Annotated in this window: 15 protein-coding genes; 9 read left to right on the top strand and 6 right to left on the bottom strand. The window is 57.2% G+C overall.

All coding sequences use genetic code 11. The annotated features are described in order from the left end of the window. Positions 1 to 587, bottom strand: a 587-nt coding sequence (locus IVB41_RS34970) for a transposase (RefSeq protein WP_247439335.1), incomplete at its 3' end; no start/stop codon positions are given. 277 nt (positions 588 to 864) lie between these two features. Between IVB41_RS34970 and IVB41_RS34965 the strand changes: the two genes are divergently transcribed. Next, entirely contained in the window at positions 865 to 1,146 is a 282-nt protein-coding gene (locus IVB41_RS34965; protein ID WP_247439333.1) for a hypothetical protein, read from the top strand. A gap of 251 nt (positions 1,147 to 1,397) precedes the next feature. Here the strand turns inward: IVB41_RS34965 and IVB41_RS34960 are convergent, their stop codons facing one another. Then, on the bottom strand, positions 1,398 to 1,796 hold the full coding sequence (locus IVB41_RS34960; RefSeq protein WP_247439338.1) for a hypothetical protein: 399 nt from the start codon (positions 1,794 to 1,796) through the stop codon (positions 1,398 to 1,400). A 430-nt stretch (positions 1,797 to 2,226) separates the two neighbouring features. Here IVB41_RS34960 and IVB41_RS34955 point away from each other — a divergent pair, with 430 nt between their 5' ends. Then, positions 2,227 to 2,400: a hypothetical protein gene (locus tag IVB41_RS34955; protein ID WP_247439331.1), complete on the top strand. Its 174-nt coding sequence runs from the start codon at positions 2,227 to 2,229 to the stop codon at positions 2,398 to 2,400. A gap of 107 nt (positions 2,401 to 2,507) precedes the next feature. Here the strand turns inward: IVB41_RS34955 and IVB41_RS34950 are convergent, their stop codons facing one another. Next, the gene (locus tag IVB41_RS34950; RefSeq protein ID WP_247439329.1) at positions 2,508 to 2,780 is read right to left on the bottom strand and encodes a hypothetical protein; all 273 of its coding nucleotides are present in this window, start codon (positions 2,778 to 2,780) and stop codon (positions 2,508 to 2,510) included. A gap of 80 nt (positions 2,781 to 2,860) precedes the next feature. Here IVB41_RS34950 and IVB41_RS34945 point away from each other — a divergent pair, with 80 nt between their 5' ends. Then, positions 2,861 to 3,046: a hypothetical protein gene (locus tag IVB41_RS34945; protein WP_247439328.1), complete on the top strand. Its 186-nt coding sequence runs from the start codon at positions 2,861 to 2,863 to the stop codon at positions 3,044 to 3,046. 858 nt (positions 3,047 to 3,904) lie between these two features. Here IVB41_RS34945 and IVB41_RS34940 read toward each other — a convergent pair. Beyond that, a complete protein-coding gene (locus IVB41_RS34940; RefSeq protein WP_247439326.1) occupies positions 3,905 to 4,483 on the bottom strand; it encodes a hypothetical protein in 579 nt (192 codons plus the stop codon). 670 nt (positions 4,484 to 5,153) lie between these two features. Between IVB41_RS34940 and IVB41_RS35725 the strand changes: the two genes are divergently transcribed. The 5 genes from IVB41_RS35725 to IVB41_RS34915 all read left to right on the top strand — a co-directional run bounded on the left by IVB41_RS35725 (position 5,154) and on the right by IVB41_RS34915 (position 8,454). Beyond that, positions 5,154 to 5,435, top strand: coding sequence for a PilZ domain-containing protein (locus IVB41_RS35725; protein ID WP_247439324.1), 282 nt, complete (start codon positions 5,154 to 5,156; stop codon positions 5,433 to 5,435). Positions 5,436 to 5,751: 316 nt separating this feature from the next. Next, on the top strand, positions 5,752 to 5,991 hold the full coding sequence (locus IVB41_RS36010) for a DNA-directed RNA polymerase subunit alpha C-terminal domain-containing protein (protein WP_407062518.1): 240 nt from the start codon (positions 5,752 to 5,754) through the stop codon (positions 5,989 to 5,991). Then, on the top strand, positions 5,957 to 6,118 hold the full coding sequence (locus tag IVB41_RS34925) for a hypothetical protein (RefSeq protein WP_247439320.1): 162 nt from the start codon (positions 5,957 to 5,959) through the stop codon (positions 6,116 to 6,118). Before IVB41_RS36010 ends, IVB41_RS34925 begins: the two co-directional genes overlap by 35 nt. A 619-nt stretch (positions 6,119 to 6,737) precedes the next feature. Further along, positions 6,738 to 8,006, top strand: coding sequence for an SMP-30/gluconolactonase/LRE family protein (locus IVB41_RS34920; RefSeq protein ID WP_247439319.1), 1,269 nt, complete (start codon positions 6,738 to 6,740; stop codon positions 8,004 to 8,006). 166 nt (positions 8,007 to 8,172) lie between these two features. Further along, positions 8,173 to 8,454 carry a hypothetical protein gene (locus IVB41_RS34915; RefSeq protein WP_085383448.1) on the top strand — a complete coding sequence of 94 codons (282 nt, stop codon included), beginning with the start codon at positions 8,173 to 8,175 and terminating at the stop codon, positions 8,452 to 8,454. 845 nt (positions 8,455 to 9,299) lie between these two features. On the opposite strand, the gene IVB41_RS34910 is transcribed toward IVB41_RS34915, so the two are convergent. Further along, on the bottom strand, positions 9,300 to 9,662 hold the full coding sequence (locus IVB41_RS34910; protein ID WP_247439317.1) for a VanZ family protein: 363 nt from the start codon (positions 9,660 to 9,662) through the stop codon (positions 9,300 to 9,302). 888 nt (positions 9,663 to 10,550) lie between these two features. On the opposite strand from IVB41_RS34910, the gene IVB41_RS34905 reads away from it, so the two are divergent. Then, positions 10,551 to 10,721, top strand: coding sequence for a hypothetical protein (locus tag IVB41_RS34905; RefSeq protein WP_247439315.1), 171 nt, complete (start codon positions 10,551 to 10,553; stop codon positions 10,719 to 10,721). Between the two features lie 577 nt (positions 10,722 to 11,298). Here the strand turns inward: IVB41_RS34905 and IVB41_RS34900 are convergent. Then, the coding region (locus IVB41_RS34900; RefSeq protein ID WP_247439313.1) for a hypothetical protein at positions 11,299 to 11,479 on the bottom strand (181 nt) is incomplete at its 5' end.

Below are 11,479 nucleotides of genomic sequence, written 5' to 3'. Positions count from 1 at the left end.
TTTTTTAACTCCAGTGTTTCCGACGGCTCCTGCCGGTCGGCGGTATCGAGCTGAGCGAGATAGCGCGCAACACTCTCCTCCAATTGCGTGCGCCGCCGCTCGACTTTGCCGCGCGTGAAGTTCTTATCGCGATTATTGACTGCTTTGAATTTGCTGCCGTCGATCGCAACGCTGGCTGTCGCGAGCAAGCCCATCTTGCGGCACACCTCGACGAAGCGCGCGCAGACCTTTTTGATGCCGGGACCATTGTCCTTACGGAAATCGGCAATCGTTTTGTGATCAGGCGCAAGCCTGGCGAGCAGCCACATCACTTCGACGTTGCGGCCAGCTTCACGCTCAAGCCGGCGGCTCGAATGGACACGGTTGAGATAACCGTAAATGTAGAGCCCTAAGAGCGCGGCCGGATGATACGACGGCCTACCTGTGCCGGCAGGCTCAACGCCACCGAACCCAAGTTCAGCCAGATCGAGGGCTGCAACGAAGGCGTCGATCACGCGAACCGGATTGTCATCTGCAACCCAGTCGTCCAGGCATTCCGGCAACAAAGTAGATTGCCCGCGATCAGCTCCTTGAATGAAACGAACCATGCCAGCCCCACCGATTCAGTGCGGGAATCATAGCAGGCACGGCGTTTTCACACAGCCAGGGTCAAAGGCTGATCTCGACACCTACTTGACTGAGATCGGCTTATCTCCTGAAGGCAGAGATCGCGGCCCGTAAGCAAAAGTCAGCAACGGGCCCACGAGCGGGCGTTTGCTTGCGGCCAAAAGAGGCCACCTGTGGCTGGACGCTTCGGCCAAATGCGCCGGTCGTGAGCCAATGTGAAGCGAAGCGAAACGCGATACTGATGAAAAGTGAGTGTCAATGACTGTTTTCTCGGGCTCGGTATTCGCGATGGACGTTGACGGCAAACCTACGTTCGCGTTCGAGGCAAAGAATTTTCGGGAAGCATTCGAGTTGTGCAAAGAGGACTGGGTTCGTGATGACTTGACCACGATTACATCAAACGGCCTCCCGCTTTGCTCCTCGACGGCTAAGTTGACAGTTCGCAGAGCCGAGGAGGCCGAGATTGTCATCTATCGAGACGCCGCTCTCGAAGCTCAGACCGAAGACTTGGTCCTGGCATATCTTATCGATTTAGATTGAGCGTAGTCCGCTCGGGTCACAAGCGGCGATCGGCGCTCGGCTGCTAACTTCTGGTCTACCCTCGTGAGCCGACATCCAGCGGCCCCGTCTCAGCAGAAACGATGGGCCAAAACCAGATCGCCGGGTTGCTCATTTCTACATTTTACCGCGCATCAGGACTGACTTCAGTTCGCTGAGGCAAAACTCAAAAACAGCATTGACGCGCGGTATCCTGCGAAGATCCCGGTGTGTAAGAAGGAACATTGGATAGTCTAATTCAGGAAGCGGCCAAGCACACAGACAAGATCGTCGTCCGCGGCTGCATAGGCGGCCGGCAAGGGAGCGATACCGGCGCCTGACTTGATTGCGAGGTGCACGCTGGGAATATTACTGCATCGCACCGCGACCCTTGCCGTAGGCGCATGCATCTTTATCCACCGGGCCGCTGGTAATGCCTGAATCTGATCAACCAGTTCGACAACGCTGAAGCGGTTGATGCCGTCAGGCGAGGACGGGCTACCATGGCGTTTGACAAAAGAGTGGCTGGCGTAAATTGCCCAAGGGACGTCGACTCGCTCTCCGAGGGTGATCGCGGTGAACATCGACGCAATGGCGGTTGCTGCGGCGTCAACCGCATTGTCAGGCTGCGAGATGCCGCTCGTCGGCCCCACTTCCCTGGCCGGCGGGATCTATCAAGGCGGCCAGGAGCTTGGCTGGTCGATTTCCAGTCACCTGTCTAACGGCCTCAGTCGACAGTAGCTCATAGCGCCGCTGTGAAGCATAAGCGTCATGGCAGGCTTCGATCATGTGAGTGGGGATGGTGGGAGAGTGAGTAGTTTGATGAGGAGCCGGGAGCTCCAGTTTAGTGGGACGAACTAGTCCGCTCATCCTACTAGGGGCCTAAGCGCACAACCTTAGTAACGAAAATTATAAGGTTTGCTTCTGTAACGTGCGGAAAATTCGTAAACATATGTTAGTTCTTGGGCAAAATGTCTATTAACTCAGTTCCTAAGAGCATAAGTGTGCGGACGAGGTGTGAACTGGCTGACAGAAAACCGGCACAACTTTCGCTACTAACAAGGGGAGCTGGGAGGCTCTTGTATGGAAACGAACCAATATTTTAAATCTATGTCCGCCTTTTGTAAGCAGCGTGCCAAAATGGATGGTGAGAGTGAGTTGTTTTGGCTCACTGAAGCCGAGCTGCTGGAAAGGCTCGCCGAGACCAATCGGCGCTTAGACCATCTTGTGCGCGAACACGGCGCTCAGGCTGCATAAAAGAAAACGCCTCCCGAAGGAGGCTGCTACTGATCATCATTATATATTCCATTGGCGGCGCGGTTCGTGCACTCTCATCGAACTGTTGCCGCCACTGCAATGAGGGGCTACTGCACCGGGTCTAACGGCGCCACTAAGATGCGGCGGCCTTCTTCGTCGTAAAGAGCGACGCACATTCCCTTCCGCCTCAGCTCCGGAATATGTTTGACCAGATCCTGGGCGACTTCGCGTGTGAAGCCTTCGACTTGCTCGATCTTGTGGACGGTGATCGGGTAGCTTTTGGTACTGAAAGACTGGAGATCGGTCAGATTGAAAGTCAGATGCCGCATGCATCTGAAATGCAGCACAAAGCTAGGTGTTCCCAAAAAACGAGCCGCCAAGTTGCCCTCCGGCGCCTCAACTAGTGCCCGGCTGTCAATCTGCGCCAGCCCCGCGTACCGCCGTTACCTTGTGTACGGCCATGCAAGCCATGCTCAGCGGGGAAGTTCTTGATTCTACTGTGATCAAGATGACACAATCCAACAATTCTATTTTTGCAATTGCGAAAGATCCAAGAGTGCAGGCCGTTACGGTTGGCGAGATTATTCTGCTGCGCACGTATCAGCTCATAGCCCGCGCGGCCGCGCTCGCGACCGTTCAAAAGTAGACAGAAGTGACGCTCTGGGACGCGAGAAGATCTTGCGATAGGAGCGATTGAGGCGCTCACTCGTCCAGACGCGTTCGCCGCACCCAAGAGGAACAGGCGCACGCATCGCCCGGCAACCGGGCCCAGAATTTTGTGGTGCAGCTTAGGCTGTTCCGCAGTGGCTGCATCTCAACTGAGGCTTCGCCGAGTGGCGCATTCAACTTCAATGTCATGAGCAGTCTGATCTAGCAGACCTGATCCGGGGCCGCCGTCGGGAGCAATACGGATAATGGAACTGAGGTAGGGAAAAATGAGCGGAGAGGTCAGGCGGATCGGCCGGCAAGCACCGAGCCTCTTCGCTGTGAACGTCGCATGCGTCAAGCTTGCTAAGATATCCACGCAATTTTTCCACAGAAGACCGACAAATCTAGCGGGCGCCCTTCAAACGGCAAGACGTCGAGCACGTCGTCATTACACCATGGTCGCACTTGATGCAGGCATTGACGCATTGATCAAAATTCTTCGGGTCGAACATGAAGTACAACTTTGCAGCGCAAGCATTTGTCGAGCCCGTTGCGTCGTCTTCGCGCGAACAAGCGGCGAGCACGGTAGCAACGATGATCAACACAGCGATCCGCATAAGCTACTTCGATCCCGTTAGGGCTGCGTCCTAGACCGATGTTCGCTGTGAACTCGAAGCAATCGGCTTCGACGACGTCGCGTGAGTACCCGCTAGATGTCTTGATGTTGTGAGGGCGGCGAACAAGACGGCAGCAGTAAAAGCAATTGTGAAGGCAATGAACGCAGAACGAGGACCAATCATAGTGAAGCAGCTCCTCCCCAGGTGCGCCCCCTCGCGGCATCCTAGCGCCTTCAAGCTCAAGAGTTCAAGCTCTGCGCCGTGAAAACGATCCTCAAGGACACGGGACCAAAATAGATCTGTGAGGCAGCCCTCAAGCAGCGTTGCGCAGTGGTCACGTTCGAAGGATCGCGAAGCCCACGGTAGTAGCACCGCGACATCCTCACGGGCGCACCTTTCCCAGCTCGTCGCCGCAGCCCCCAAAGGACGAGGCAAGAGCTGGCCGGCATCAGGATGCCAACCGAAACAAAGCCGGCCATAACCAGCGTCTCTTGCCAAGCCGGGGCGCCTCGGCCCGCGGCTGTGATCGGTGAGAGTGCGGCTGTGCCGGTCACGGCCGCGAGCGTCGTCGTCGCCCAATTGCCGTATGTCCCGGCCAGCACTGTCGCGAATGCCATGCGCTCAAACGCGGCGGATAGCCGAACCTGCGTCCAACTGCCGCCAAGCGCCAAGAGGAAGGTTCCGTTCATGAGGCCTTCGAGGTGAGCCGCGAGCCCCATCCGGACGTTCGAGAAGTGTTGTTCGGCCAAGCCGGTCAGCAATCCCAGCAGAAACAGAGCCATTCCGTGCCACAGCAGCCGCCGTCCGATCGTTTGCACCTTCGCGCTCCCGCAACTTCCTGAAGCGAATGTAGGGCCATCGCCGGACGTTCTCAACGCCCTCCGCGATTGCGGTTCCGGTATTAACCTGCGGCGGCGACATCAAGCTTAATTTCTAGCTTCGATTGCGGCAACGCGTCGAAGGGCTAGATTTGCGCATCGGACATTGCCCTTGTCCGTGCCCCCGCCACGGCGAAACCGTCGCGCCATCATACTCGGCACGGCGGTTTCGCTTTTGCTATCGATAGCGCGAGCGCCGTTTTGACGAATGAACCGGACAATCATCCGCTCGATCTAGTCGAGATACGGCGACAGATCAGAGCATTGCGCTCGCAAAATTCAGATAATCTTGCGGTCACAACGCTGTTGAACCGCTTCTTCGTGAAGATCGCGTTCCTCTCAAAGCCGAGGGACGGCGCGCACGCCCAACATCTGCGGTCTGAGTTCGCACGAACGCTAGAAAAAGTTGAAGCTATCCACAAAGCTCTCAGACGCCGTTGAGCGGCCTAAGTAACACTAACGCGTAGACCGTCTTGCGTCGGCCGACAACGAACCCGATGCTTGATGCGCGAAGTCGTCCTGGTTTCGCGTATCGATGCCTTCGCGGCGAGGGGCCGCCCCCTTAAGTCGGCGCTCCCGCCCACCTGATGCTGCTAGATTCGGAGCGAACGTGTTTGTTGAATGGTCGGGCATTGAACGGCGACGGGTCACACGCAAGACTGTCGACCAGACAGTTATGCTCTCGCTCTCGGGCGGTGCAACAGTCGCGCCCTGCGAAATGCAAAACCTTTCGGTTCTTGGCGCCGGCATTCTTCTAAAAGATACTCCGATCCCGTCGGCTGACTTCGAACTATCGTTCGACCGATTTCGAACGAGCTTCGCCTGCCGCCTCGTATGGCATCGCGACGCTTTCGCCGGGGTGGAGTTTGTCAATCAGCGTGCCGCGAGCTGAAACCGGCGCAGCGGGCGGAGCTGATAGCCAAGCGGAAGGGTGCCCGGAGACAAGTAAACCGGGGCGTCGATCGAATGACCGCCAAAATGGCGGCAATAAAGACAGCTTCGCGAAAGATACGGCCGCAAAGAGCGGCCTTTCCCAGACTGCCGTCGCCCGGGACGCGACCGGAGGCGCTTGGCCCCGAGCTTGACCGTGCTTCAAGACGTCGCGAACTCAAGTGGCTTTGTTAGAGGCCTTGGCGACAGAGGCGCAGCGGTAAGGCTGCCGTCAGGTTTTGCGCCTATTCACATGCAAGCTATCTTCTTTTTTGCACATGCGGGTAGAGGCCATTCAATTTTCAGACGAAACGTCTCTTGACCAAATCGATTTGCCGCCTCGTCTTCGCAACGCACTCAAGATCGAGGGCGTCGAGACCGTCGGTGAGGTCCGAAACATGGCCGATGCCGATCTGCTGAGCTTCCAGAACCTCGGCGCCGCCTCCGTTCGCCACCTGCGTCAATTATTCGGAGCTTCCCGAAGTGACCAACGGCGAAAAGGACGCGGCGGGGGCTAATCAGGGAACGGGCGCCGCCATGCCACGGCGCTGGATGCACCGCTTCGGAAGCCGCACGCCTTTCATCCAGTTCAACGCCGAAGGCAAGCAGCACTGGGCTCTCTGCGATCAGCGCGGTCGAGGCTGATAAAGCTGCGATTGCCGGCGCCACGGCCGCGGTCAGCATCGCGACCATGGAGCGTCGGGAGAGCGTCGCACCGAGGGGGACGGCAATACCGCCTCGCGCTCGCCGGGCGCTGACCGGTGTGCCGGCGTCAGGTCGATCGCGCTTTGGTGGGCGGAAGAGAGTGGCTCACCAGCGGGGTCCGCTGGCCTTTTTAGCGCGTTGGCTCATGAGAGGGCGCCGCCTCCCTTGCGGTCTCAAAGTCTAACCATCCAGTTCCACGCGCTAGTCGTTCCAAGTTGCGAGATATCTTTCTCTAAAGCACTCATTCGCCTACCATATTAACCGGGGGCGGTTAGGAGGAGATATGTCAGATCGGCGAGAACTATATCGCAGTCCAAATGGCGACACCTGGTTCATCGGGCGCGAGCCGACTAACGGACATGCTTTTATTGTCCATCAGCCCAATGCCCCTTCTGGTGGCCGTCTTTCTCACATTGAATTGGGCGACTTCTTGCGAGACGGAAAGGGACCCGAACAGCAAGCGTTGTTGAGACTGATCGGAACACTGGTCGAGGTACCGCCGTTTGCCTAGTGCTTTCGAGCTTAGCAACAGAGCCCGCGGTTACTCCGTTCGCTCAGCTTGAACGGCTTTCAGCTAAGCAAGCTCCAAGCCGGCAACAACTTCGAAGACGACGTTTGGGTTGTAGCAAAAGAAATCCTCACGCCCATGTTCGTGCCACGTTTTGAGCTGATGCTTGAAGCACGGCAGAAAAAACCAAAAGCGTCGGAGGAAACCGTCATGACAACGAAGTTGGCAAGTGCCGTCTGTATTCTCTCGCTCGTATTCTGGGGCTCGGCCACAACAGTTCATATCGCATCGGCGCAAGCCCAGTCCACCCCCGCGCCCCCGCTCGCCGGTCCACCATCGCCGGAGCAAGTGCAGCCGTGGGGTCTGCCACCACCGCCGCCCGGCATCGGGCCGGTTACTTTGTTTGCGGATATCCATGATCAACCCCAAGGCAAGTTTCTTGAGGGTGGAGCCTTCGACAAGGCAGGCAACTTCTGGTTTGTCGCGATTGGCAGTGGCTGGGTGTCCTACCTCACTCCAGACGCTAAGTTGGTCCCCGTGTTCAACTGCAACCCGAAAGGAGACCTCGGTCCAGCTTGCGAGCCGCAGGGAACGCGCTGGCATGACGGCAAGCTTTACGTCACGACCCGCCACCTCGGCGTCCTGGTCTATGATCCGGAGACGAAGAATCTAAGCTCGCTCGTTTCGACGTTCCATAACGAACTCTTCAAGGGCCCCAATGATCTCGACTTCGACGCCGAGGGCAACCTGTATTTCACCGACCCATGGGGAACAGGCCCCGGACCCGATGCGGCTGATCGGACCGGCGCGGTCTATCAATATTCCAAGGACGGCATTCTCCGGCGCATCATCACCACCGGCAGTTTTCCCAATGGCATAGCGGTTTCGCCGGATGACGGCACGCTGGCTGTTGCGGATTATGCGAGCAACCGGATGCTGTATTATTCATTCCTGCGAGGACCGAATCCCGCCTGCGCCGACTGCGCCAACGATCCCTCGCACACGACATTCTTCTTCGCCACGGCCGGGAGCTACAATCCCGGCAACGGTGGGCCTGACGGCATCCACTATGACGTGCATGGGAATCTTTGGGCGGCGTGCGGCATCGGCGGAGTCATCGAGTACGATCCGCGTGGGTTCATCATCGGTTACGTACCGTTGCCAAATGGTGATTCTTCGGCCACGAACTTTGCCTTTGGCGGCGAGAATAACCAGTATATCTACATGGAAGGTGCCGTCAGCGGAACCGTCTACAAGTTCAAGGCGCCCTACCCCGGACTGATTGGGCCGGATGGCGTGCGGTTGGCGGCGCAACCCTGACTTCGCCGCGAGGCTGCGGTGGTGCGCACCGCATTAGCGCGTACCACCACCTTTAATATGACTCTGGGGCGGCCCCAGATTTCCAGATCGAGCCATTGCGCCTTAAAAATGTTTGTATGACCATATTCGACCCACGGCTGTCCGGTGGCGATCAAAGTGAGTTTTAATGAACGTTTTCTCGGGCTCCGTATTCGTAATGAACGTTGACGGCAAAGCTACGTTCGCGTTCGAGGCGAAAAATTTCTCCGAAGCCTTCGAGTTATGTAAAGAGGACTGGGTTCGTGAGGACCTGATCACCATGACATCGCATGGCGCGCCGCTTTGCTCCTCGACGGCGAAGTTGACAGTTCGCAGAGCCGAGGAGGCCGAGATTGTCATCTATCGAGACGCCGCTCTCGAAGCTCAGACCGAAGACTTGGTCCTGGCATATCTTATCGATTTAGATTGAGCGTAGTCCGCAATGGGTCAATCGCGTCGGTCTGGCCGGAGCTTGGCGACTTCCGTTCGCGGCGTGCGCGCATAGCGGTTGGATTGTTATCGAGCCTCGCCTGAGCGCGTTCGAGACGTCCTCGTGCATCTCAGCGAAAGCATCGGGACGCCATACCAAGCGGCAGGCGAAGATCGTTTGAAGTTCGTCGAAGGATAGGTCGAAGTCATAGACGGGATCAGAGTATGTTCGAGCAATATGCCGCGCCGAGAACTGAAACATTTCGCGTTGCGCAGGCGTGACTGCCGCACCGCCTGAGAGCGAGAGTATGACCGTTTGGTCGACCGCCTTGCGTCTGGCGCGTCGCCGCCCAACACCCGTCCATTCAATCAACATTTGGCTAGTCTTGCGGAGTAGAGGGACTTGCGGCCGCGTCAGAAATTGAGGAACCTGAGCCCTGCAAAATCAGCCCCGCGCCAAACTAAACAGCAGGCTATGGGGAGCAGATTTCCGTCGATAGTGAGATCAAACCCTAAAGGGACACACCTAATCGTACCTAGCGAGACGCCAAATCCGCCGACGGAAGCATCTCGGATGCGGCAACGCTGCGACAGGATCAATACACCAAAGGACGCTGCGGCATCGAGATTGACCAAGTAGCGATTGTGGGCTCTTCGTTCTAGCACATGTGCCTCCCGCTATTGGGCGGGGCCGCCAACCGAGGAGGCGGCGACCCCTCGCCGCGAAGGCGTCGTTACGCGAGACAGGACGACTTCGCGACTGCATGAAGCATCGGGCGCGCTGTCGACCGGTGCAAGAACATCTGTGCGTTAGTGTTACTTGGGCAATGAGAGGCAATTCGACCACTATGGAGGACGCGGCAAGAACATAAGAACGAGTTGAGCGATCGCTGCACCCACGATGCCGCTTAGGATCTGCGCAGCGCTGAAGAGGCTGGGATAGCGGTCAGGGCGAAGGATTTGCGACAGTTCTATTGCGAGCGAAGTCACTATGAGAAAGCCGCAAACGATCATCAGCCTGCCCGGCAAAAGGAGCGATAACGCAGATCCAAAAAGGGCCCATACGGACAATCGCTCAATGAGCATCACGCGCTCGTCGTGATGGTGCTCGCCGATGACCGGCCAGCCTTTCAGCGCTGCCACTGCTGCGTACGTTGTCAGGGCAAGGCCCAGTGCCGTCACAATCGTGAATTGGCGGTTCAAACGCATAAGAGCAACAATACGCCGCGTTGGCGTCCATACGCCGTTCGAATTCGAATATCCTTAATCGGAAAGCAGGACTGTCCTAAATTAGACCGAGCGGTCAATTGAACCGCATCGCGCGCAAACAGAGAAATCGCATTTCAACGCGCTCTGCTGCGAGGCGGGCGCACAGCTTTAGTGGGCAAACTGTTCAAAAGTGGACACTCGCACGCCGGGCTCCGGCATCGTAAGTTCGCAAAGGTCCTTTCGTGCTATGAGACGAAGCTTGAACTGTTGGCGACCATGTCGCTAAGGTGATTGCCGAGGGGCGCCCTTTGGGAGGAGCGCTTCAAATATGATTCGTCCTTGTACCGCTTTTGCTGTTTTCACGGTCGCCTTTGCTAATACCGTCGCTTTTGTCGTAGTCACGACATCTCGATAGCTTGCCGCCATGCACTCGAAGTCTCCAAGGCTGGTAGCTTCGGTCCAGCACGCCCTGGTCTGAGCCAGCGTGAAGCGCGCTCGAAAGGGAATGATCCGCGCGGTTGTTATCCTCGCGGTCGCTGCGGGGCTTTCGGCCTGTTCGCGTGAGGAAGACGTCACAAACTCGACAAATGCATGCGCTGCAAAATGTACTCGCCTTTTGATCCGAAGAACTATGATCAATGCGTCAAGGCTTGCATAAGGTGCGACAACGGCGTGATGACGACGTGCTCGACATCGTGTCGTCTGAAGGGCGCTCGGTGAATTCGCGTTCTGTATGGTGCCGCTGCGCGACGGCGGAATTCGACTTAGGCCAGAGCCGCGCTACTATTGCTTGCGGCGCGGATCCGATATATCGTCGTGCCTTAATTCTTATCGATCCTTTTTAGAACACTGCAAATTTAATCGCGCTTCCGATGGGGAGCTTTGTTCATGCAAATCGATTTTAGGTACGCCGCGCGCACCGCGGCGAGTGCCGCCCAGGTGGAAAAAGCCGTCGCCGGTCCTACAACTGCGACGAAGCCCGCCGCCGCGAACGACAATGTTGAAAACGCGCACTGGCCATTCATTCCGTTTCCCGACGGTTGGTATGTGACGTCTTGAAACCATGAAACGGCAAAAAAAGTGATCGGGACATAAGGCAGTGGGGCTGGTCTATGATGAATAAGCACACGAATATTGCTGCGCGCGTCGAACTCCTCAACAATCACCAAATCGCGCGTTTGGCGACAAAATTGCAAACTGAGAAGCAATACGAAGAGGTTTTCCTTCTCAGGGAGAGACTTCGGCTGGCCACTGCCAGCGCGAGAACGCTTCGGACACCGCGTGCGAAGGACCCGGGTAACCTTGCTGCGTTACCTTAATCCCAGCGCAATCTTGCAGGTCGCCTGACGTCCACAGCAGTATCGGTGTGCCAGTCGTCTGACCGCCTAAGGCCAGAATTTTCAGCACTGGCACGGGCCGCCGGCGGATTGGCTGGTAAGCTGGCGGCCCACTTCTGGTATTCTCTCGGAAGCGGCGAACGCATCGAATGGCAGACGTTGTCGTCATCTTGCTTATGTTCGGTGCCAGGTTTGGCGTTGGCTACGGCGTTCGCGAGCATATTTCTGATCGCCGACGTGATCGCTCAAAGCGTCTTAGGCCGCCGGAACGGTAGGCAGATTGGCTTGCACCCCCAAGGCTAAGCAGGCGTGACCAGCGCGTAACCATGCTTCAACTTCGCCTCAAAGACCTGTTTCAGGCCCGGATCCTGTAGCACCTCATCGGCAGCGCTGAACCCATTGACCTGGCGCCAATCAAGACCCCTAATTGCCTCGGGCAATTTCGAGGTGTCGAATGCGTACGCTGTGCGGCCGGTCCGC

The sequence above is a fragment of the Bradyrhizobium sp. 44 genome, assembly GCF_023073095.1.
Classification (GTDB): domain Bacteria; phylum Pseudomonadota; class Alphaproteobacteria; order Rhizobiales; family Xanthobacteraceae; genus Bradyrhizobium.
The sequence above is the reverse complement of the archived record's forward strand: the minus strand, read 5'-3'. Positions and strand labels throughout refer to the sequence as shown.

Bases quoted from the DNA above. Each gene is read 5' to 3' on its own strand.
- IVB41_RS34965 (WP_247439333.1), top strand. From the start codon at position 865: ATGACTGTTTTCTCGGGCTCGGTATTCGCGATGGACGTTGACGGCAAA.
- IVB41_RS34915 (WP_085383448.1), top strand. From the start codon at position 8,173: ATGAACGTTTTCTCGGGCTCCGTATTCGTAATGAACGTTGACGGCAAA.
- IVB41_RS34955 (WP_247439331.1), top strand. From the start codon at position 2,227: ATGGAAACGAACCAATATTTTAAATCTATGTCCGCCTTTTGTAAGCAG.
- IVB41_RS34905 (WP_247439315.1), top strand. From the start codon at position 10,551: ATGCAAATCGATTTTAGGTACGCCGCGCGCACCGCGGCGAGTGCCGCC.
- IVB41_RS34945 (WP_247439328.1), top strand. From the start codon at position 2,861: ATGCAAGCCATGCTCAGCGGGGAAGTTCTTGATTCTACTGTGATCAAG.
- IVB41_RS36010 (WP_407062518.1), top strand. From the start codon at position 5,752: ATGCGGGTAGAGGCCATTCAATTTTCAGACGAAACGTCTCTTGACCAA.
- IVB41_RS34910 (WP_247439317.1), bottom strand. From the start codon at position 9,662: ATGCGTTTGAACCGCCAATTCACGATTGTGACGGCACTGGGCCTTGCC.